The sequence below is a fragment of the Cohnella thermotolerans DSM 17683 genome (genome assembly GCF_000429825.1).
In the GTDB taxonomy this organism is placed as follows: Bacteria; Bacillota; Bacilli; order Paenibacillales; family Paenibacillaceae; genus Cohnella; species Cohnella thermotolerans.
Map to the genome: position 1 here is coordinate 1 of NZ_AUCP01000041.1, position 19,933 is coordinate 19,933.

The 19,933-nt window shown below is 57.9% G+C and carries 21 protein-coding genes; 20 read left to right on the forward strand and 1 reads right to left on the reverse strand.

All coding sequences use genetic code 11. From position 1 onward, the window contains the following. Positions 1–370: 370 nt before the first annotated feature. From G485_RS25570 to G485_RS0108000, 13 genes are all read left to right on the forward strand, one after another. Complete coding sequence (locus G485_RS25570; RefSeq protein ID WP_035155287.1) at positions 371–1,573, forward strand: acyltransferase; 1,203 nt, start codon at positions 371–373, stop codon at positions 1,571–1,573. A 115-nt stretch (positions 1,574–1,688) separates the two neighbouring features. After that, positions 1,689–2,243, forward strand: a complete 555-nt coding sequence (gene rnmV, locus G485_RS0107945) for a ribonuclease M5 (RefSeq protein WP_027092128.1) — start codon at positions 1,689–1,691, stop codon at positions 2,241–2,243. A 4-nt stretch (positions 2,244–2,247) separates the two neighbouring features. Next, entirely contained in the window at positions 2,248–3,144 is an 897-nt protein-coding gene (gene rsmA / locus G485_RS0107950; protein ID WP_027092129.1) for a 16S rRNA (adenine(1518)-N(6)/adenine(1519)-N(6))-dimethyltransferase RsmA, read from the forward strand. A gap of 64 nt (positions 3,145–3,208) precedes the next feature. Next, a complete protein-coding gene (yabG, locus tag G485_RS0107955) occupies positions 3,209–4,069 on the forward strand; it encodes a sporulation peptidase YabG (RefSeq protein WP_027092130.1) in 861 nt (286 codons plus the stop codon). Between the two features lie 148 nt (positions 4,070–4,217). Beyond that, positions 4,218–4,493 (forward strand): biofilm formation stimulator Veg, encoded by a 276-nt coding sequence (veg, locus tag G485_RS0107960; protein WP_027092131.1) that lies wholly within the window; start codon positions 4,218–4,220, stop codon positions 4,491–4,493. A gap of 161 nt (positions 4,494–4,654) precedes the next feature. Continuing rightward, positions 4,655–4,834 (forward strand): small, acid-soluble spore protein, alpha/beta type, encoded by a 180-nt coding sequence (locus G485_RS0107965; RefSeq protein WP_027092132.1) that lies wholly within the window; start codon positions 4,655–4,657, stop codon positions 4,832–4,834. A gap of 138 nt (positions 4,835–4,972) precedes the next feature. Then, a complete protein-coding gene (gene ispE, locus G485_RS0107970; RefSeq protein WP_027092133.1) occupies positions 4,973–5,827 on the forward strand; it encodes a 4-(cytidine 5'-diphospho)-2-C-methyl-D-erythritol kinase in 855 nt (284 codons plus the stop codon). 145 nt (positions 5,828–5,972) lie between these two features. Next, positions 5,973–6,809 (forward strand): pur operon repressor, encoded by an 837-nt coding sequence (gene purR / locus G485_RS0107975; protein ID WP_027092134.1) that lies wholly within the window; start codon positions 5,973–5,975, stop codon positions 6,807–6,809. Then, on the forward strand, positions 6,806–7,204 hold the full coding sequence (locus tag G485_RS0107980) for a RidA family protein (protein ID WP_027092135.1): 399 nt from the start codon (positions 6,806–6,808) through the stop codon (positions 7,202–7,204). The genes purR and G485_RS0107980 overlap by 4 nt, the downstream gene beginning before the upstream one ends. A 109-nt stretch (positions 7,205–7,313) precedes the next feature. Beyond that, entirely contained in the window at positions 7,314–7,598 is a 285-nt protein-coding gene (gene spoVG / locus G485_RS0107985) for a septation regulator SpoVG (RefSeq protein WP_027092136.1), read from the forward strand. 146 nt (positions 7,599–7,744) lie between these two features. Next, a complete protein-coding gene (glmU, locus tag G485_RS0107990; RefSeq protein WP_027092137.1) occupies positions 7,745–9,139 on the forward strand; it encodes a bifunctional UDP-N-acetylglucosamine diphosphorylase/glucosamine-1-phosphate N-acetyltransferase GlmU in 1,395 nt (464 codons plus the stop codon). A 54-nt stretch (positions 9,140–9,193) separates the two neighbouring features. Beyond that, positions 9,194–10,150, forward strand: coding sequence for a ribose-phosphate diphosphokinase (locus tag G485_RS0107995; RefSeq protein ID WP_027092138.1), 957 nt, complete (start codon positions 9,194–9,196; stop codon positions 10,148–10,150). A gap of 56 nt (positions 10,151–10,206) precedes the next feature. Continuing rightward, positions 10,207–10,854 (forward strand): 50S ribosomal protein L25, encoded by a 648-nt coding sequence (locus G485_RS0108000; protein ID WP_027092139.1) that lies wholly within the window; start codon positions 10,207–10,209, stop codon positions 10,852–10,854. 79 nt (positions 10,855–10,933) lie between these two features. On the opposite strand, the gene G485_RS0108005 is transcribed toward G485_RS0108000, so the two are convergent. Continuing rightward, positions 10,934–11,134 (reverse strand): hypothetical protein, encoded by a 201-nt coding sequence (locus G485_RS0108005; protein WP_027092140.1) that lies wholly within the window; start codon positions 11,132–11,134, stop codon positions 10,934–10,936. A 112-nt stretch (positions 11,135–11,246) separates the two neighbouring features. Here G485_RS0108005 and pth point away from each other — a divergent pair, with 112 nt between their 5' ends. The 7 genes from pth to G485_RS0108040 all read left to right on the forward strand — a co-directional run bounded on the left by pth (position 11,247) and on the right by G485_RS0108040 (position 19,652). Continuing rightward, positions 11,247–11,825 carry an aminoacyl-tRNA hydrolase gene (gene pth / locus G485_RS0108010; RefSeq protein WP_027092141.1) on the forward strand — a complete coding sequence of 193 codons (579 nt, stop codon included), beginning with the start codon at positions 11,247–11,249 and terminating at the stop codon, positions 11,823–11,825. A gap of 95 nt (positions 11,826–11,920) precedes the next feature. Next, positions 11,921–12,151, forward strand: a complete 231-nt coding sequence (locus tag G485_RS0108015; protein WP_027092142.1) for an anti-sigma-F factor Fin family protein — start codon at positions 11,921–11,923, stop codon at positions 12,149–12,151. A gap of 196 nt (positions 12,152–12,347) precedes the next feature. After that, entirely contained in the window at positions 12,348–15,872 is a 3,525-nt protein-coding gene (gene mfd / locus G485_RS0108020) for a transcription-repair coupling factor (RefSeq protein WP_027092143.1), read from the forward strand. Continuing rightward, positions 15,859–16,953: a peptidylprolyl isomerase gene (locus G485_RS25575; RefSeq protein WP_051318100.1), complete on the forward strand. Its 1,095-nt coding sequence runs from the start codon at positions 15,859–15,861 to the stop codon at positions 16,951–16,953. The genes mfd and G485_RS25575 overlap by 14 nt, the downstream gene beginning before the upstream one ends. Positions 16,954–17,194: 241 nt before the next feature. Continuing rightward, entirely contained in the window at positions 17,195–17,980 is a 786-nt protein-coding gene (locus G485_RS0108030; RefSeq protein ID WP_027092144.1) for a methionine ABC transporter ATP-binding protein, read from the forward strand. After that, positions 17,977–18,645: a methionine ABC transporter permease gene (locus tag G485_RS0108035; protein WP_027092145.1), complete on the forward strand. Its 669-nt coding sequence runs from the start codon at positions 17,977–17,979 to the stop codon at positions 18,643–18,645. Before G485_RS0108030 ends, G485_RS0108035 begins: the two co-directional genes overlap by 4 nt. 92 nt (positions 18,646–18,737) lie before the next feature. Next, positions 18,738–19,652 (forward strand): MetQ/NlpA family ABC transporter substrate-binding protein, encoded by a 915-nt coding sequence (locus tag G485_RS0108040; RefSeq protein ID WP_027092146.1) that lies wholly within the window; start codon positions 18,738–18,740, stop codon positions 19,650–19,652. The last annotated feature ends 281 nt before the right edge of the window (positions 19,653–19,933 follow it).

Consider the following 19,933-nt stretch of genomic DNA (forward strand, 5'->3'; position numbering starts at 1 on the left):
ACAGAAGAGATTCCGCTGAATGTCGTTCGGAATTTCGATGCGATGGATGATGGAGATCCAACCGTACCTCCGCAATTCAGCTGCGAAGAATGTGGAGGAGGCATGTACCCGGAATATTACAAGGGAATTCATGGTTACGAGTACAGGATTAGCGATGTAAGAAAATAGCCGGGTATAAGTTTTTCTCCCACACCCGGCCATTTTACACGTATGAACTCAGTTGAACGAACTTAAAGGACGCCGCCAGGCGTTTTTCTTAATCGCAAGATCTAATCGCAAAGCTCCGTGGCCGTCCGAAGGCGACGATCGCGTTGTTGCTCTCATCCGAGAACAGGCACCGAAATCTTAGGACGCAGGGAGCTGATGAACGATGGATTCGACCGCAAGAAAGGAGCGCCTACCCGAGCTGGACTTGTTCCGGGCCTTCGCCATCCTCGGCGTCGTCCATGTGCACGCGTCTTCCTACGCGGCAGGAATTCAGGCTTCCGCTTCCCCTTATTATTATTTTTTCAACTGGATGAACATCTTTTTCAAATTCGGGACGCCCTGCTTTATTTTCCTCAGCAGCTTCGTCCTGTTCTACAATTACGCCGGCCGACCCGTGGACCGCGGGCTGATCGCCCGCTTTTACAAGAAGCGCCTCCTCTTCATCGTCTTCCCTTACCTTGCCGCCTCGGTCTGCTATTATATCGTCAGTCAAACCGTCAACGGCCGTCTCGGCCTTTCGTTCGGCGAGCATATGGCCAAGCTGGGCGTCGCCCTGGCGACCGGCACGGCTTATACGCATCTGTACTTCGTCTTTATCAATGTGCAGTTCTATGCGCTGTTCCCGCTCGCACTGCTGCTTCTTCAAAGGTACCGGAGGCTGGCGGCCTGGGCCGTGCCGATCGGACTCGCGGTGGAGTGGGGATTCGCCCTGTGGAACAAGTACGACCTGCTGCTGGCGAACAAGGCCAGTTACGCTCCAACGTACATGTCCTATTACATGCTGGGCATGTGTCTGGCCGTTTATTTCGATTCCATCAAGGATTGGCTCGGCAAGACGGTCAAGCTCCGGACGCGGCTGCAGCGATGGGGAAGCGGGGCCTTATGGGGAAGCTGGCTGACGGTGGCCATGCTGCACGTGCAGGCTTATCATAACGGCCGGGCTTACGGGCAGTGGCTTCCTTCTTTGGCCTACGAGCTGCTCTGGAACATTCACTCGCTGTTGTCCGCCTTCGTGCTCCTTCAGGCAGCCTTCTGGGTGTACCGCAAGGGCGGCCCCGCCCTCGTGTCCTTCCTCGCGAGAATGGGGGCGCTATCGTTCGCCATCTATTTGCTGCACCCGGTCTTTCTGCTCGTTTACCGTCGGTTTCGATATACGATCGCTCCGGAATCGGCAGGCTATGTCGTCTGGATTTGGGCCGGCGTGCCGGTCTGCTTGCTGCTGGCGTGGCTGACGGCCGTCTCGGTTTACCGCTGGGTGCCAGGGGCCGCGCTTTTGTTGGGCAGCAAGCCGGCTGGCGTGGGCGGACGCGCTTCGGCGCTTGAGCCGGCTCGGGCGGAAGGAGCGGACCGATCGGCCGCAAACTGACGGTTCGCCCGCGGGCATACATGGGCGCTCGTCCTTTTCCGTTTCTAGCCGGGAGGCTTTTTTGTTATAATAACGGAATCTGCAGGTTCGGGAGAAAGGGCGGGACGAAAGCGGCATGATTCGGGAAATGATCGTCGTCGAAGGCAAAGAGGATACGGCGGCTATAAAGCGCGCGGTAGAAGCGGATACGATCGAGACCGGAGGATCGGCGGTCGGCGAAGCGGTTCTGCGGCGGATCGAGTTGGCGCATCAACGGCGGGGTGTCATTGTGTTTACCGATCCGGACGCCCCGGGGGAGCGGATCCGCAAGATCGTCGCGGCCAGGGTGCCGGATTGCAAGCATGCGTTCCTCACGAAGGACGAGGCGAGGGGCAAGGACGGCATCGGCGTGGAGCATGCAAGGCCGGATTCCATTCGCCGGGCGCTGGAGAAGGTGCGCAGCACAGGCGACGGAGAAGCGGCGGGCGAGCCCGACATCGCCTGGAGCGATCTGCTGGACGCCGGGCTGATCGTGCACGGCGCGGCCGCGAAGCGGCGCGAGCGCATGGGCGAGCTGCTTGGCATCGGTTACGCCAACGGCAAGCAGTTTTATAAGCGCTGCGTCATGTTCCGCATCACGCGGGAGGAGTTTGTGCAGGCGCTCGAACAATTGGAGAGAGAAGGAATCTAACGACATGACGAAACCGGGCGTCTCCGGTGCGGACATCGCCACGCCGAACCGGACGAAGGAGATCATACGCAAACACAACTTTACGTTCAAAAAAAGCCTCGGGCAGAACTTTCTGGTGGACAAGAACATCCTGGACAAAATCGTCGCAGCAGCCAACCTTGACGAGACGAAGGGGGCTCTCGAGATCGGTCCGGGCATCGGCGCGCTAACGGAGCGTCTGGCTCGTGAAGCGGGTCGCGTAACCGCCGTCGAGATCGACAATCGGCTCATTCCGATTCTGCACGACGTCCTGGCCGATTACGGCAATGTAAGCGTCGTGCACGCCGACGTGCTGAAGACGGACCTCCACCGGCTATGGGAAGAGCGCTTCGCCGGCTGCACGGACGTCAGCGTCGTGGCCAATTTGCCGTATTACGTGACGACGCCGATTATTATGAAGCTGCTGGAAGACGGACTGCCTTTGGAGTCGATCGTCGTGATGGTGCAGAAGGAAGTGGCCGAGCGGATGGCGGCCAAACCGGGCACCAAAGATTACGGCACGCTCAGCATCGCGGTGCAGTATTATTGCGAGCCGGAGCTGGTGTGCGTCGTCCCTTCCGGAGCGTTCATTCCGGCTCCGAACGTCGATTCCGCCGTTATCCGGCTCAAGCGCCGCAGCCGGCCGGCTGTAGAGGTTGCCGACGAAGCGAGCTTTTTCCGCGTTGTTCACGCTTCCTTCGCCCAGCGGCGGAAGACGCTCGGCAACAACTTGACGGCGCTGTCGGGCAAGGACCGCAAAGCCGAGCTGGCGGAAGTGCTCAGCGGATGCGGCATTCAGCCCGAGCGCCGCGGCGAGACGCTGTCGCTCCGGGAGTTTGCCGATCTGACCGAAGCGCTTGGCCGCGCCGGAATGTTGGATTGATTGCCGCCCGCTTTGCACCATGCGTCATTCGCCTCCATAGGATACACGAAGAGGTGATTTGCCCATGAAGCAAGGGGACCTGGTCGTCCGCAAATCCTACGGCGGCGATGTTTTGTTCCGAATCTCGTCATTGAACGACAAGATAGCCATTCTTCGCGGGACGGACTATCGTCTGCTGGCCGATTCGAGCATCGACGATCTGGAGTCGGTGCGAAATCCGGACGAGCTGGGTGGGACGCGCCGCGCGCGCATTCAAGCGAACGAGTCGATCAAGCGGATGAAGGAAGAACGCGCCCAGCACGAAGCGGCGTTCGATTCCGCGAGCCATCGGCGTCCTTATTTCGAGATGCCGGGGAAAGTGCTTCACCTGGACGGAGACGTCAATTATTTGCGGAAAAGCATGGCCGTCTACCAGCAGCTCCAAGTTCCCGCGACGGGCGCACACTGCCACGAATCGCAAATGTCCCAGGTGCTCATGCATCTGCTGCCGCAGGTGCGGCCGGATATCGTCGTCATTACGGGCCACGACGGCGTGCTGAAGAGCCGGGAAGATTGGGGTCATCTCGGCAGCTACAAGAACTCCGTCAACTTCGTGCAGGCCGTTCATGTGGCAAGGGAATACGAGAAGCACCGGGACTCGTTGATCGTCATCGCCGGGGCGTGCCAGTCGCATTTCGAAGCGCTGCTGAACGCGGGCTCCAACTTTGCGAGCTCGCCGGGCCGCATTATGATTCACGCGCTCGATCCCGTTTATGTAGCCGTGCGCTCGGCTTTTACGCCTTTTCGCGAGACGATTGACATCACCGACGTGATCGCGCATACGATTAGCGGCGTGCAAGGCGTCGGCGGCGTGGAGACGATGGGCCGGTACCGGATCGGCGTGCCGAACATGAAGGCTCCATCCGCAAATGTGAACATTGTGTGACGGACTTTAGACCCAACTTTAAAAAAACCGCGTCATTCTGCGCAATTCATCGTTGACAGGAAAACGGGATCGCTGATATAATATTTTGCCCAATTGACAAGCCACCTCTTTTTAGTTATAATTTACAGGGAAAGAGGTGGAGTGGATCATGGCTAAGAACGCGCTGACCGAGATCAAGCGAAGCTTGGAACCGCATGTCGGCTCCAAAATCATGCTCCGCGCCAATGGCGGCCGCCGGAAGACCGTCGAACGAACCGGCGTGCTGGAAGAGATTTACCCTTCTGTGTTTATCGTCAAGCTGGATCAGGAACAAAATGCGTTTAAACGGGTTTCGTACAGCTACGCAGACATCCTGACGGAATCCGTTGAAGTGATGGTTTGCAACGAAGAGGGCCAGGTTCGCATTAACTTTCTGTCGCATTGAGACGTTTCCTTTTGACTGCGGGCAGCCGCGCGATTTCGCGCAGGCTGCCTGTTTTGTTTCGCGATCGGCTTGGCATGGTATGCCGTATAGAGCGAACGCTCCGGGGGCAACATAAGACGGACGCCGGGAAAGGCGTAATCTGCGCGAAGGGGGCGGCACGGATGAGTCGCAGAAGAAGCACCATGTCCGAACAATTCAAGGCGGAGCTGGCCAAGGACCTCGGTTTTTACGATACGGTCAAAAACGAAGGCTGGGGCGGCATCAGAGCCAAGGATGCCGGCAACATGGTCAAACGGGCTATCCAAATCGCAGAGCAGAATCTGTCCCGCGATCGGCGTTAAACTTGACGGCGCAACGAGATGACAGGGCTTCTTCCGAGCTGGAAGGCGCCCTTTTTTTGCATATTGGGGCAAAATCGCAATTCCTTCGGGGGTTTGTTATAATATGTAAAGCTTTTTACCCGACAGGTGATGATGATGATTAAAGTATATGAGAAGGCTCCGGCCAAAATTAACTTGCTGCTCGACGTCCTGCGCAAGCGGGAGGACGGCTATCACGAAGTCGAAATGATCATGACAATGGTGGATCTGGCGGACCGTCTGGAGATGTCGGAGCTGCCGCGGGACCAGATCGTCCTGTCGAGCCATGCGGGGTTCATTCCGCTCGACGAGAAGAACCTGGCGTTCCAGGCGGCCAAGCTGCTGAAGGAGCGTTATAACGTCAAGAAGGGCGTTTATATTCACCTGGACAAGAACATTCCCGTGGCCGCCGGCCTTGCCGGAGGAAGCAGCGACGCGGCCGCCGCTCTGCGGGGCTTGAACCGGCTATGGAATTTGGGCCTCGGCCTGGATGAGCTGGAGGCGCTGGGGGCGGAACTCGGCTCCGACGTACCCTTCTGCATCCGGGGAGGGACGGCGGTGGCCCGAGGACGCGGGGAGAAGCTGGAGTCGATCGAGAGTCCGCCGCAATGCTGGGTCGTGCTGGCCAAACCTCCGATCAACGTCTCGACGGCCGACGTCTACGGGAAGCTGCGGGCGAACGAGCTCAAGGAGCATCCGTCCATTCCGGCCATGCTCGACGCCATTCGCCGGAAATCCTTCCCTGATGTATGCGCCCGGCTAGGAAACGTGCTGGAGACGGTGACCCTCGGCCGCTATCCGGAAGTCCGCCAGATCAAGGAAGTGATGACGAGATTGGGAGCCGACGGCGTCCTTATGTCCGGCAGCGGTCCGACCGTGTTCGGGCTCGTCTCCAAGGAATCGAAGGTGTCGAGGCTGTATAACGGCCTGCGGGGCTTCTGCAAGGAGGTTTACGCGGTCAGATTGCTTACATAAATCGTTGATTTCGGGATACTTCGCGGGCAAATAACACTGAATGTCAACTTAAATACCATATCCAATTGCAGAGTTCTTGCCCAAAACCGGATATAGATGTTATGATGTCGTTAAATTATTCGGATTTGGACGGGAGAGAGGATCCGTGAAAAAGTTGAAACGTAGCGCGCGCCTCGTAGAAATGACCCAATACCTGTTAGCCCGTCCCCATACGTTAATTTCGCTGACAGCTTTTGCCGATCGATACCAATCCGCCAAGTCTTCGATCAGCGAAGATCTCGCCATCATCAAGGAAGTGTTCGAAGGCGAGGGCATCGGCGATTTGCATACGCTTGCCGGAGCGGCGGGAGGCGTTCGGTTCATTCCGAAGTGCCGCATGGACCAGGCTTTGGACAAGATCAAGGGGATATGCCGGCAGCTCGAACAGCCCGACCGGCTGCTGCCAGGCGGCTATTTATATATGACCGACCTTCTCGGACAACCCGGCATGCTGCAGGACGTGGGCCAAATGTTCGCCACCGCCTTCGCGGACCGGGATATCGACGCGATCATGACGGTGGAGACCAAGGGCATTCCGCTCGCGCATGCGACGTCGCTCTATTTGAACGTGCCGGTCGTCATCGTCCGCCGCGATCATAAAGTGACCGAGGGCTCGGTCGTCAGCATCAACTACGTCTCCGGCTCCAACAAGCGGATTCAGACGATGTCGCTGGCTCGGCGCGCGTTGAGAGAACAGTCCAGAGTGCTTATCATCGACGACTTCATGAAGGCAGGCGGCACGGTGCAGGGGATGATCGACCTGCTTCACGAATTCCGGGCCGTCGTAGCCGGCGTCGGCGTGTTCGTCGAATCGGGCGAGATCGATAACGAGGAGCGGCTGCTCCATGACTATACGTCGCTTGCCAGGCTGACGGAAGTCGACTTGAAGAGCCGCCAGATCGTCGTGCAGCCCGGCAACTTTTTTAGGGAGGAATCCATATGAGCTTGAAAATCGTATCCACTCCGGAAGCGCCGGCCGCCATCGGCCCATACGCCCAAGCGGTGCGCGTCGGCAATTTGCTGTTTACGTCCGGCCAGATTCCGTTGACGCCCGAAGGCCAACTGGTCGAAGGCGGAATCGAGGAGCAGGCGCATCAAGTGCTGCGCAATTTGAAGGCCGTGCTCGCCGCGGAAGGCGCCAGCTTCCAAGACGTCGTCAAGACGACCTGCTTCCTGAAGGACATGAATCACTTTGCCGCCTTCAATTCGGTGTACAGCTCCTACTTCGGAGACCATACGCCGGCCCGTTCGGCCGTTGAAGTGGCGCGGTTGCCGAGGGATGTTCTTGTCGAAATTGAGCTGATCGCGGCGATCCCTGTCACAAAGAACGCCATTTAAAAAAATTTTTCAATTTCTTATTCGGTTTTTCCAGTTATAAGAAGGAATTTGCACGATAATGTGGAATATTACACCAAGTCTTCCGATGGAGCAAAGGTGGTGAACACAAGTGCAAATTACAGATGTGAGACTCCGCCGCGTCAATTCCGAGGGGCGTATGAAGGCCATTGCATCCATTACCATCGACAACGAATTCGTCGTTCATGACATTCGTGTCATCGACGGCAACAATGGAATGTTTGTGGCCATGCCGAGCAAACGGACTCCCGACGGAGAGTTCCGCGACATTGCTCACCCCATTTCGTCCGGCACGCGCGAGAAAATCCAATCCGCCGTCCTGGCGGAATACGAACGGGCGGCTCAAGACGAAGAAGTATTGGTCGAAGGCGCTTGAGTTCGGCGCCGAAGAGAGAAGCATATGGAATGATTTGAGAGAGAGCCTTCTTGCGGGCTCTCTTTTCATTTGTGCCGGAATAAGCTATCATTTTGTAGGGATTGCAGAACGTGACGCTCGAATGCTGGAAGGAGGTCTAGCGGAACGTGACTAGAATTGCGATTGTTCTTGCTGCCGGACAAGGGAAACGAATGAAATCGAAATTATATAAAGTGCTGCATCCCGTATGCGGCAAGCCGATGGTGAGCCATGTATTGGATGCGGTGAAGAAGGCTTCTTGCGAACGCGCGGTCGTCATTGTGGGCCATGGCGCGGAAGCCGTGCAAGCGCACTTGGGCGATGCGGCGGAGTACGCTCTGCAAGCGGAGCAACTCGGCACCGGTCATGCGGTGCTGCAGGCCAAGGAGCAATTGGGAGAAGTCGACGGGGTGGCCGTCGTCGTCTGCGGCGATACGCCGCTCGTCTCCGCCGAGACGCTGGAGGCGCTGATCGCGCTGCACGAACGGGAAGGCGCGGCGGCTACGATTATGACGGCCGAGCTCGAATCGCCGACCGGGTACGGACGTCTCGTGCGCGGGGCGAACGGCGAGGTGCTGCGCATCGTCGAGCAGAAGGATTGCACCGCCGAGGAAGCCGCCATCCGCGAGATCAACACGGGCACGTACTGCTTCGATAACCGGAAGCTGTTCGCGGCGCTCGCGCAAGTCACGAACGAGAACGCGCAGGGCGAGTATTATTTGACCGATGTCATCGGCATTTTGCAACGGCAGGGAGAGCGGATCTCCGCTTACAAGACGGCCGATCCCGCGGAAGCGATCGGGGTCAACGACCGCGTCGCGCTTGCGGAGGCGGAGAGGCTGATGCGGCGGAGAATCGCCGTCAAGCATCAAACGAACGGGGTCACGATCATCGATCCCGAACATACGTATATCGAGGCTGACGTGACCATCGGAGCGGACACGATCGTTTACCCGGGTACCGTTCTGCGCGGAAACACGTCGATCGGTGAAAATTGCGTCATCGGTCCTTCGTCCGATTTGACCGATACGAAGATCGGGGACGGCTCCACCGTTCGTCAATCGGTCGCCGACCAGGCCGTCGTCGGAGCCCGCTGTTCGGTCGGTCCGTTCGCTTATTTGCGTCCGGGCACGAAGCTGGCCGATCAGGTGAAGGTCGGAGACTTCGTCGAATTGAAGAACGCCGTCGTCGGCGAAGGCAGCAAGATTCCGCATCTCAGCTACGTAGGCGACGCGACCGTCGGGTCGAACGTCAACATCGGCTGCGGCGCGATAACCGCCAATTACGATGGTTATAATAAATCGCAGACTGTCATCGGCGACAACGCGTTCATCGGAAGCAACGCGAACCTGATCGCTCCGGTCACCATCGGCAAAGGAGCCTACGTCGTCGCAGGTTCGACGATCACCCAAGACGTGGGCGACAACGACCTGGCGATCGCCCGCGAACGCCAAGTGAACAAGGAAGGCTATGCGGAGAAAATCCGTGCCCGCGCCCGCGCCAAAAAAGAGCGCGACCAATAACCTTATTTCGACGTACAAAATGGTATATTACTAAAGTTCAAAGGCTGGTGCGTTATGTCTTACCCAGATGCTACATTGAAGCTGTTCGCTGGCAATTCAAACCCTCGGCTCGCCGAAGCGATTGCGCGCAACATCGGCATTAAGCTGGGAGACGCTGAGATGAGAAGATTCAGCGACGGAGAGATCCATATCCGGTTAAATGAGAGCGTTCGGGGAAGCGACGTGTTCGTCGTCCAGTCCACCTCCCAACCGGTCAATGAGCATCTGATGGAGCTGCTCGTCATGGTGGATGCGCTCAAGCGGGCTTCGGCCAAGACGATCAACGTCGTGGTGCCCTACTACGGTTATGCGAGACAGGACCGCAAAGCCCGTTCCCGGGACCCGATCACGGCCAAGCTCGTCGCCAACCTCATCGAGACGGCAGGGGCGCACCGGGTGATCGCTATGGATTTGCATGCGATGCAAATTCAGGGATTCTTCGATATTCCGGTCGATCATCTTCTGGGCGTGCCGATTTTGGGCGATTACTTCCAAAGCAAAGGGCTGCTGGCGCCGGTCGTCGTCTCCCCCGATCACGGCGGGGTCGTCCGGGCCCGCCGGTTGGCCGACGAGCTGCAAGCGCCGCTGGCGATCATCGACAAGCGGCGTCCGGAGCCGAACGTCGTCGAAGTGATGAACATTATCGGCGACGTCTCGGGACGCACGGCCATTCTGATCGACGACATCATCGATACGGCCGGCACGATCTGCCTGGCGGCGCAAGCGCTCAAGGAAGCGGGCGCTCGCGAGCTGTACGCCTGCTGCACGCATCCGGTTCTCTCCGGACATGCGCTGGCCCGGCTGGAAGCGTCACCGATTAAGGAAGTCGTCGTCACCGACACGATTCCGCTGCGCGACCCTTCCGCCTCCACCAAATTGCGGGTGCTGTCCGTAGCGCCGCTCATCGCCGAAGCGATCGTCCGCATCCACGAACAGCAGTCGATCAGCAAATTGTTCGAACCGCATGTCTGATTAGGCTTCCTTGGTAATGGGTACAAATAGGGTATACCGACTGGAGGGATGCCCGAATGAGTACGTCATTGCAAGCGCAAGCGCGGAAGTCAACGACGAAGAGCGATCTGCGCCGGCTTCGGCAGGAAGGCAAGGTTCCCGGCGTCGTGTACGGCAAGGAACTGGGAGCCGCGATCCCCATCGCCATCGACGCGAAGGATTTGTCGGCGCTGCTGCGGAAGCAGCCGCACAGCATTCTCGATCTGGCCGTGCCGGAGCGAGGAAGCCGGTCGGTGCTGCTGACGGACGTTCAGCGGGACCCGTTGAACGGACAAGTTCTGCACGTCGACTTCCATCAGATCAACCTGAACGAGACGATTCAAGCGACCGTCCGCTTGGACATACAGGGCGAGAGCATCGGGGAGAAGGAAGGCGGCATGCTCCAGCTTGTCCTTCACGAGCTGGAAGTGGAATGCGTCGCCAAGGACTTGCCCGCTTCGATTCCGGTCGACGTAAGCGCGCTTGGTATCGGAGATCATGTGACCGTTGCGGATCTGAAGCTTCCGGCCGGCGTTAAGGCGGCCGCCGAGCCCGACATGGTCGTGCTCTCTATTCTGGCGCCGCAGAAGGATCGCGCCGAAGCCGAGAAGGACGCGATGGACGACGCCGCGGAAGAGAATGCACAGCATTCCCGCGAAGCCAAGGCTGTCGAGACCGATGCCTAGGCCGCGCTCTGTAGCCGGGCCGACAATCGTTCGACCTGCATAAAAATAACCGCCGGAAGCCCATTCCGGCGGTTATTTCTTAGTATCCGGGTCTGGACACGAAAATGAACTGCTTGCGGCTGTAGAAAATATTGTTGACCTTCACGAATTCTTTGCCATAATATTCGATGAATCCAATGTCTTTGTGCGAGCGGCCCCGATATACCTGAATCGGCACCTCGGCGTCCATGTGGTCCGAGAAGTGATGGTCGTCGAAAATGATTTGTCCGTTCATGTACATGATCTCACCCTCTTCCGACTGGTTTTTATCCTTTTAATTTGTATGACACGGAAGGCGGGCTTTTCGTTTCAAAGCAAGGATAATTTTTTATACGTAAACGGGAGGACCCAGCATGCGATGGATTGTCGGGCTCGGCAACCCAGGCTCCGATTATGAATCGACGCGGCACAACGCCGGATTCATGGTTGTCGACGAGTTGGCGAGACGGTGGAATATAAGCGTTAATCAGAACAAATGCAAAGCGCTCATCGGAGAAGCGCGCGTGGGCGGGGAGAAAGTGGCGCTGATTAAACCGATGACGTACATGAACCTGTCCGGGGAGTCCGTTCGGGCGTTCATGGATTACTATAAGGCAAAACTTGAAGATATGATCGTCGTCTATGACGATCTGGACACCGAGACGGGAAGAATCCGGCTCCGCTATCAAGGCAGCGCCGGGGGACATAACGGCATCAAATCGATTATTCAGCATACGGGAACGCAGACGTTCAACCGCATTCGTATGGGCATCTCCCGACCGAAGCCGGGCGTGCAAGTCGTCGATTACGTGCTGGCTCCTTTCTCTAAAGCCGAGCAGCCGGAGGTGCGCCGAATGGTGGAGGACGCGTGCGACGCGGTCGAATTCGCCCTCGGTCATCCGTTCGAGGAGACGATGGCCAAGTTCAACGGCAAGTCTTCCGGAAAAGTCTGATCGCACGGAACGCCGACGCTTAAATTCAGCCATTGCCGGGCATAATGAAGGTAAGGCGGCCGCCGCCGCATAACCGTCCTTTAGGAGGCATACATATGGCTGTAAATTACGTTTGCCGGCATTGCCGTATGCCGCTCGGGAGTTTTGAATCGACGGACGTGCCCGAATATAAGCTAGGCTTGCATTTCTTGACCCCCGGGGAGCGAAAGCGTATAATATCGTATAATTCCAACGGGGACGTGACGGTTCGGGTCATCTGCGATTATTGCAGTCAGACGCTGGAGAACAATCCTGAGCTGGCGCTTCTGTCCAATCCGCTCCAATGAGCCCATTTCCGACCAACTCGGAGGCCTTGGCATGAGCCGGGGCTTCTTTTTACGATTCCGCCGAACCCGGCATTCGCTTCGTCTCGCTCCGCACGAGGGGCGGGGCCGTTTGTCTTGATCATTCAGAATTTATCGGCATCTTCGTCGTCGGAAGACGCCGAAGACGTTTTGGCTGTCAGATGAAAGGGGAAACGTCATGAAGGCGCTTATGAATACGTTTGCCTCCGACCCCGATTTCGGTTCGATCCTGGAAGGGATTCGCGGTGGCATGCGGGAACAGCTGGTTGCGGGATTGACCGGCTCCGCCAGGCAGATAATGATTGCCTCCCAATTTCGCGAGCTGCAGCGGCCGATCCTTGTCGTCACCCACAACATGTTCTCGGCGCAGAAGATGGCGGAGGATTTGCAGGAATGTTTGTCCGCCGAGGAAGTTCTCTTATATCCCGCCAACGAGCTGATCGCAGCGGAGACGGCGATCTCCAGTCCCGAGACGTCGGCTCGCCGGATGGACGTTCTGTTGCAACTCGCGGAAGGCTTCCGCGGGGTCGTTGTCGTGCCTTTCTCCGGGGTCAGAAGGTTCCAGCCCGACCGGGAGACGCTCGCGCAAGCCCGCGTCCGTCTGAAAGTCGGCGACACGCTGCCGATGAACGACTTCCTTCAGCGCATGATCGGGCTCGGCTACGAGCGGGTGGACCGCGTCGAGCAGAAAGGGCACCTGAGCGTGCGCGGCGGCATCGCCGATTTCTATCCGCTGACGTCCGCCGAAGCGATCCGCGTCGAATGGTTCGACGACGAGATCGATTCGATCCGCACGTTCGATCCGACCGATCAGCGATCCGTGGACAAGCTGAACGAATATACGGTCCGGCCCTGCCGGGAGATTATCGCCGACGATCGCCGGTTCAAGAACGCCGCGCAGCACGCGAGCGAGCTGCTCGAGCGGCAGCTGGAACGGATGACCGACCGTCAGGCCAAAGAACGGCTGCGCGCCGAGATTTCCCGGGAAATCGATTTCTTGCGGCAAAATGTCTATTTTTCCGAAATCTATAAATATATCTCTCTGCTCTATCCGGAGCGGCAGACGTTGCTCGATTACGTGCCCAAAGATACGCTGCTGCTGATGGACGAACCGAATCGGCTCGCGGAGACGGCGCGCCAGCTGGAACGGGACGAGTCGGAATGGACGACCCATCTGCTGCAGCAGGGCAAGTCTCTCCCCGGATTCGTGCTCGCACTCGAAGCGGAGCAAGCGCTTCATCCGAGGTCGTTCCAAACGATTTACTTGTCGCTGTTCGTCCGCCAGATTCCGCATACGCAGCCGCAAAACATCGTTAACTTCGTATGCCGGGCGATGCAAAATTTCCATGGGCAAATGAACGTGCTCAAAGCGGAGATGGAACGCTGGCGCAAGGGCGGAGCGCACATCTTCATGCTCGCCGGCAACGCCGAGCGGGCCGAACGGATGAAGCGGGTGCTCGAAGATTATCATATCGACCCGCCGGAGATCGTGGAAGGGAACCTGCAGACCGGCTTCGAGATGCCCTCGGTCAAGCTGGTCGTCATCACCGAAGGGGAGATGTTCTCCCAGAAGCAGCGCAAGGCGCGCCGGGTCGACCGCCGGATGGACAACGCCGAGCGGATCAAGAGCTACACCGAGCTGAAGGTCGGCGATTACGTCGTTCACCAGAATCACGGGATCGGCAAATATTTGGGCATCGGCACGCTCGAGATCAACGGCATTCATAAAGATTATCTCCACATCGTTTATGCCGGCGGAGATCGGTTGTCCGTGCCGGTGGAGCAGTTCGACCTCATTCAGAAATACGTCGGCTCCGAGGAGAAGGAGCCGAAGATTAACAAGCTGGGCGGGTCGGAATGGAACCGGGTCAAGTCGAAGGTTCGCTCGTCCGTCAAGGATATCGCCGACGATCTGATCAAGCTTTACGCCGAGAGGCAAGCGACGAGAGGCTACGCTTTCGGCGAAGACACGCCCTATCAGCAGGAGTTCGAGGCGATGTTCCCGTATGAAGAGACGCCGGACCAGCTTAGGGCGATCGAAGAAATTAAGAAGGACATGCAACAACCGCGTCCGATGGACCGTCTGTTGTGTGGAGACGTCGGCTATGGGAAAACGGAAGTGGCCATCCGCGCCGCGTTCAAAGCGGCCATCGAAGGCAAGCAGGTCGCCGTGCTCGTTCCGACGACGATTCTCGCGCAGCAGCATTACGAGACGTTCCGCGAGCGGTTCTCCGGCTATCCGTTCCAGATTCGCGTCCTGAGCCGGTTCCGTTCCCGCAAGGAGCAGAACGAGACGATGAAGGGGCTCAAGGCCGGCACCGTCGACATCGTCATCGGCACGCACCGGCTGCTGTCGCAAGATATCGTGTTCAAGGATCTGGGCCTTCTCATCGTTGACGAAGAGCAGCGGTTCGGCGTCTCGCACAAGGAGAAGCTGAAGCGGCTCAAAACCAATGTAGACGTGCTGACGTTGACGGCAACGCCGATTCCGCGCACGCTGCACATGTCCATGCTCGGCGTGCGGGACTTGTCCGTCATCGAGACGCCGCCGGAGAACCGCTTCCCCGTGCAAACGTACGTGGTGGAGTATAGTCCGACGCTCGTCCGAGAGGCGATCGAACGGGAGCTGGCGCGCGGGGGACAAGTGTATTTCCTGTTCAATCGCGTGCAAGGCATTTACCAAATGGCGGAGCAGATTACGGCGCTCGTGCCGGACGCCAAGGTGGCGGTCGCCCACGGGCAGATGTCGGAGCAGGAGCTGGAGCGGACGATTCTCGACTTCCTGGACGGCGAGTACGACGTGCTGGTCAGCACGAGCATTATCGAGACCGGCGTCGACATTCCGAACGTCAATACGCTGATCGTGCACGATGCGGACAAAATGGGCCTGTCCCAGCTCTATCAGCTGCGCGGCCGCGTCGGCCGTTCGAACCGGATCGCGTATGCCTATTTCAGTTATCAACGGGACAAAGTGCTGACGGAGGTCGCCGAGAAGCGGCTTCAATCGATCAAGGAATTCACCGAGCTCGGTTCGGGCTTCAAGATCGCGATGCGGGACTTGGCCATCCGCGGCGCGGGCAATCTGCTCGGGGCCGAGCAGCACGGATTTATCGCCTCCGTCGGCTTCGATCTGTATTCGCAAATGCTGGCCGAAGAGATTCAGGCGCGCAAGCTGGAGAAGTTCGGGGAGGAAGCGGTACCTCCCGTTCCGGTCAACACCCAGCTCGATCTTGGCGTGGACGCGTATCTTCCGCCGGATTACATTTACGACAGCATTCAGAAGATCGAAATTTACAAAAAGGTGGTTGCGGCCGCTTCCCTCGAAGACGTCAGCGATCTGTTCGAGGAGTTGACCGACCGGTTCGGCGATCCGCCGAAGGCCGTGCTCAATCTGCTGGCCGTCGCCCGTCTGAAAGTATACGGCAGACGCTACGGCATCGAATCGATGTCCCGGCGGGGGGACGAGATTCAAATCAAGTTCGAGGAGCGCCGCGCGGGGGAAGTGGACGAGGCCAAGCTGAAGGCGCTGGAGCTGCGCCTCAAAGGCAAATTGCAGCGCGTCGCCCTGACGCCGCAGCCGATTCTCAAGCTCCATGTGCGAGGGCTGGACGACGACGCCATGTTGGCTTTTGTCGAAGAATTTCTGGTACAATACAAGGAAGTGACCAAAATCAAGGGGGAATTACAGGATGTTGCACCCTAAGCGCGGCCCGTACGGCCGGCTCGCTCTGGCGATGCTGGCGATGGCGCTGCTCGTAGGCCTGCTGGCCGGCTGCGGCAAGAAAGAAAACAAAGTCGTAGCCGAATACGAAGGCGGTCAGGTAACGGCCAAAGATTTCACCGCCTACAAGACGTTTTTGAAAGTGATCAACCCGACCTACGGCAGCCTCGTGGACGAGGACAGCGTACAGGAGAGCATCCTGAAGCAGTTTATCGGCATCCGGATTTTGAGCTCCCGCGCGTCTGACGAAGCGAAGAAGCAGGGGCAAGAAGAGGCGGACAAGCAGTACGACTCGCTCAAGAAGTCGATCGACGCCTCGGATGCGTCCACCAAGAAACAGGTCGAACAGACGATGAAGGACGGCGGTTTGACCTACGATTTGATGCAGCAATTCGTCCGGGAACAATTCATCATGCTCAAAGACGCCGACCTGAAGGTGACGAATGATCAGATTTCGAGCTATTATGAGAAAAACAAGGACAAATTCAAATACGTAACCGTTCGCCACATTCTGATCGGTTTGACGGACAAGAACAATAAAACCCGTACGGACGCCGACGCGCTGAAGCTGGCGAACGAAGTCAAAGGCAAGCTCGAAGCGGGCGGAGACTGGAAGACCCTCGCCAAGCAATATTCGGACGATCCGGGATCGGCGGACAACGGCGGCTTGTACGAGAAATACGATCCGTCCCAGTGGGTGGAAGAGTTCAAGAACGCGGCCAACACGTTGCCGATCGGCAAAATCAGCGATCCGGTCAAAACGACGTACGGCTATCACGTCATGCAGGTAGAAGCCCGCGGAACGAAGACGCTGGACGAAGCGAAGGAAGACATCCGCTCGACGCTCGCTTCGGACAGCATCGATAAGTTCCTGTCGGACGAGCTTCCGAAGCTGATCAAGAGCATGGACGTGCCGAAGCCATCGGCGTCTCCGTCGGCTTCCCCGACCGCATCGGGATCGGCCTCGCCGTCCGCTTCCGGGCCGGCTTCGCCTTCGGCGTCGGCATCCGCCTCGCCGTCCGCAAGCCCGTCGCCCTCGGCATCGGCTTCTGCTGCCCCGTAACGCAGCTTCCTCCTCTCCCTGGAAGGGAGGGGATTTTTTTATGGACTTTTCTCATAGGAGTCATTGACAAACGAACGCGAATCATCTAAATTAAATAAAAACACATCGACATAGTTGGATATAATTTGGTTGACCGGTTATCTGGAAACCAAGCTGGGCTACCGCGCATTCGGCGCGGCGTTCGGGCTTGGTTTTTTGACGTTGTTTTGAAGGCGGGATCCGATACACAGGGGGAGTGCGGATGATTGTCATTCGGGATTTGAACAAAACTTATCCGACCGCGCGAGGTGCCGTGCAAGCGTTGGAAAATATCAATTTGACCATTCAGAAAGGCGATATATTCGGCATTATCGGCTTTAGCGGGGCGGGCAAATCGACCTTGATCCGTTGTCTCAACCGGTTGGAGGAGCCCGATTCGGGCAGCATCGTTATCGGCGGCCAAGTCGTGACCGATCTGACGGACAAGGAGCTGCGGCTGGCGAGGCGGAAAATCGGCATGATCTTTCAGCAATTCAATCTGCTCGATGCGAAGACGGTGTTCGAGAATGTCGCCTTCCCCTTGCAGGTTGCGGGACGGCCGAAGTCCTACATCCGCGAGCGCGTCCGGGAAATTCTCGAGCTCGTCCAGCTCGCCGACAAGGAGAAGGCTTATCCTTCCCAGCTCAGCGGCGGGCAGAAGCAGCGGGTGGGCATCGCCCGGGCGCTGGCCAATGAACCGGAAGTGCTTCTGAGCGACGAAGCGACATCCGCGCTCGATCCGCAGACGACCTATTCGATTCTGGAGCTGCTGGAAGGAATCAACCGGCAACTTGGGGTCACGATCGTTCTCATCACCCATGAGCTCGACGTTCTCCAGCATATTTGCCGCAACATGGCCGTCCTCGAGCATGGCCGGATTGTGGAGACGGGGCCTGTCGACAAGCTGTTCGTCCATCCGGAGAGCGACACGTCGCGGCGGTTCGTCCGCATTCTCGAGCGATATCGCCTTGGCCGATTCGAGCTGGAAGGAGCGGGGGCCGGCATATGAGAGACGATTTGTTCGATCTGCTCTGGGAAGCTCTGCGCCAGACGCTCTACATGGTGTTCTGGTCGTCGCTGTTCGCTTTGGCGCTGGGATTGGCACTTGGCATCGCCTTGGTTGCGACCGATAAGGGAGGCGTCAAGGAAGCCCCTAAATTGAACAAGCTGCTCAGCCTCGTCATCAATTCCGTGCGGTCTTTGCCTTTTCTCATTTTGATCGTGCTGCTGCTGCCGTTCGCCCGGTGGGTGGTCGGCACGACGCTGGGTCCGACGGCCGCCATCGTCTCGTTGTCCATCGGGGCCGCGCCGTTTCTGGGACGCATTGTCGAGAGTTCCTTGAAGGAGGTCGCCTCCGGCAAAATCGAGGCCGCCCAATCGGTAGGCGCATCCCCTTGGACGATCGTCTGGAGGGTGCTCATCCCCGAATCGCTGCCCGCTCTCGTTCGGGGCGTAACGATCGCCGTCATCGCCATTGTCGAATTGACCGCCGTGGCGGGCGCGATCGGAGCGGGCGGCCTGGGAAGCCTGGCGATCCGTTTCGGATACCAGCGGTTCCGGGAAGACATTATGCTCGCCACCGTGGTCGTCATCATCGCGCTCGTCCAGAGTATTCAGTGGACGGGCGACGGAATCGCCAAGGCCATCCACAGACGGCGGTTCAACCCCGAATAGCGGTTCGGGTTCTCTGCCATGAATGGCGCCCGAGCCGTCTGGTTCCCGGTATTACGGATTCAATCCATAAACATATGAAAGTGGGAGAGAGCATGTTCAAAAAGAGAAGCTTGTCCGTTGCTGTAGCCCTATTCGTCGTACTGGGGGCCGTTCTTGCCGGCTGCGGCTCGAACAACAAGGGGAACGAGGCCGGAAGCTCCCCGGCGCCCGAGAGTCCGAAAGCCTCGACGGCGAACGCCGGCGAATCCGCCAGTCCGTCGGCGTCGTCGTCCGAAGCACCGAAGGAAGAAGTCACTTTGAAGGTCGGTGCGGCGGCCGTTCCTCACGCGGAAATTTTGAATTTCGTGAAGCCCAAGCTGAAGGAGGAAGGCGTGAACTTGGACGTCATCGTCTACGACGACGAAGGACAGCTGAATCCGGCCTTGAAGGACGGACAGATCGACGCCAACTACTTCCAGCACGTTCCTTACCTTGACTCGGTCAAGGAAGAGAAGGGGTACGACTTCGTCGTCACGGCCAAAGTGCACGTGGAGCCGATCGGATTTTATTCCGACAAATACAAATCCAAGGACGAGCTTCCGGAAGGGGCGAAAATCGGCATTCCGAACAACCCTTCGAACGAATACCGGGCGTTGGTGCTGCTTCAGCAGCAAGGGCTGATCAAGCTGAAGGACGGCCTGACGACGTATGAAGCAACCCCGAGGGATATCGTCGACAATCCGAAAAAGCTGAAATTTGTGGAAGCCGATTCGGCTACGCTGCCGCGTTCGTTGCCCGATCTGGACGGGGCTGTCATCAACACGAACCTCGTCCTCGAAGCGAAGCTCGATCCGAACAGCGCCCTGTTCCGCGAGGATGCCAATTCCCCGTACGCCAACGTGATCGTCGTGCGGAGAGGCGACGAGAACAAGGAAGCGATCAAAAAGCTCGACGCCGCTCTGACAAGCCCGGATGTGAAGAAGTTTATCGAAGACAAGTACGGGGTGGCGGTCGTGCCGGCGTTCTGACCCTGCAGATGAACAGCGATGAGGAGCAGTCGCAAATTCACACGCTTCTAAAAACAGCCTGACTGGAGCAACCGCTTGCGGAAGCGGAGCGATTGCCTTCAGGCTGTTTTTTTATTTTCTTCGTCTGCAACTGTTTTCCGTACCGGTTTTAGATGATAGAGAAAGGGGCGGTCGTCTGGGAAAGCGGCAAGGAGCAGTTGGACGATCCGGCCGTCTTGCGGCACTTGACTGTCTAGCATTTTCAAGTGATATTATCTTACATAATACTTGACGAATTCAGC

Coding starts and splice junctions, on each gene's coding strand:
- G485_RS25570 (WP_035155287.1), top strand. CDS start 371: ATGGATTCGACCGCAAGAAAGGAGCGCCTACCCGAGCTGGACTTGTTC.
- rnmV (WP_027092128.1), top strand. CDS start 1,689: ATGATTCGGGAAATGATCGTCGTCGAAGGCAAAGAGGATACGGCGGCT.
- rsmA (WP_027092129.1), top strand. CDS start 2,248: ATGACGAAACCGGGCGTCTCCGGTGCGGACATCGCCACGCCGAACCGG.
- yabG (WP_027092130.1), top strand. CDS start 3,209: ATGAAGCAAGGGGACCTGGTCGTCCGCAAATCCTACGGCGGCGATGTT.
- veg (WP_027092131.1), top strand. CDS start 4,218: ATGGCTAAGAACGCGCTGACCGAGATCAAGCGAAGCTTGGAACCGCAT.
- G485_RS0107965 (WP_027092132.1), top strand. CDS start 4,655: ATGAGTCGCAGAAGAAGCACCATGTCCGAACAATTCAAGGCGGAGCTG.
- G485_RS0107980 (WP_027092135.1), top strand. CDS start 6,806: ATGAGCTTGAAAATCGTATCCACTCCGGAAGCGCCGGCCGCCATCGGC.
- G485_RS0107995 (WP_027092138.1), top strand. CDS start 9,194: ATGTCTTACCCAGATGCTACATTGAAGCTGTTCGCTGGCAATTCAAAC.
- G485_RS0108000 (WP_027092139.1), top strand. CDS start 10,207: ATGAGTACGTCATTGCAAGCGCAAGCGCGGAAGTCAACGACGAAGAGC.
- G485_RS0108005 (WP_027092140.1), bottom strand. CDS start 11,134: ATGTACATGAACGGACAAATCATTTTCGACGACCATCACTTCTCGGAC.
- pth (WP_027092141.1), top strand. CDS start 11,247: ATGCGATGGATTGTCGGGCTCGGCAACCCAGGCTCCGATTATGAATCG.
- G485_RS0108015 (WP_027092142.1), top strand. CDS start 11,921: ATGGCTGTAAATTACGTTTGCCGGCATTGCCGTATGCCGCTCGGGAGT.
- mfd (WP_027092143.1), top strand. CDS start 12,348: ATGAAGGCGCTTATGAATACGTTTGCCTCCGACCCCGATTTCGGTTCG.
- G485_RS25575 (WP_051318100.1), top strand. CDS start 15,859: ATGTTGCACCCTAAGCGCGGCCCGTACGGCCGGCTCGCTCTGGCGATG.
- G485_RS0108030 (WP_027092144.1), top strand. CDS start 17,195: ATGATTGTCATTCGGGATTTGAACAAAACTTATCCGACCGCGCGAGGT.
- G485_RS0108035 (WP_027092145.1), top strand. CDS start 17,977: ATGAGAGACGATTTGTTCGATCTGCTCTGGGAAGCTCTGCGCCAGACG.
- G485_RS0108040 (WP_027092146.1), top strand. CDS start 18,738: ATGTTCAAAAAGAGAAGCTTGTCCGTTGCTGTAGCCCTATTCGTCGTA.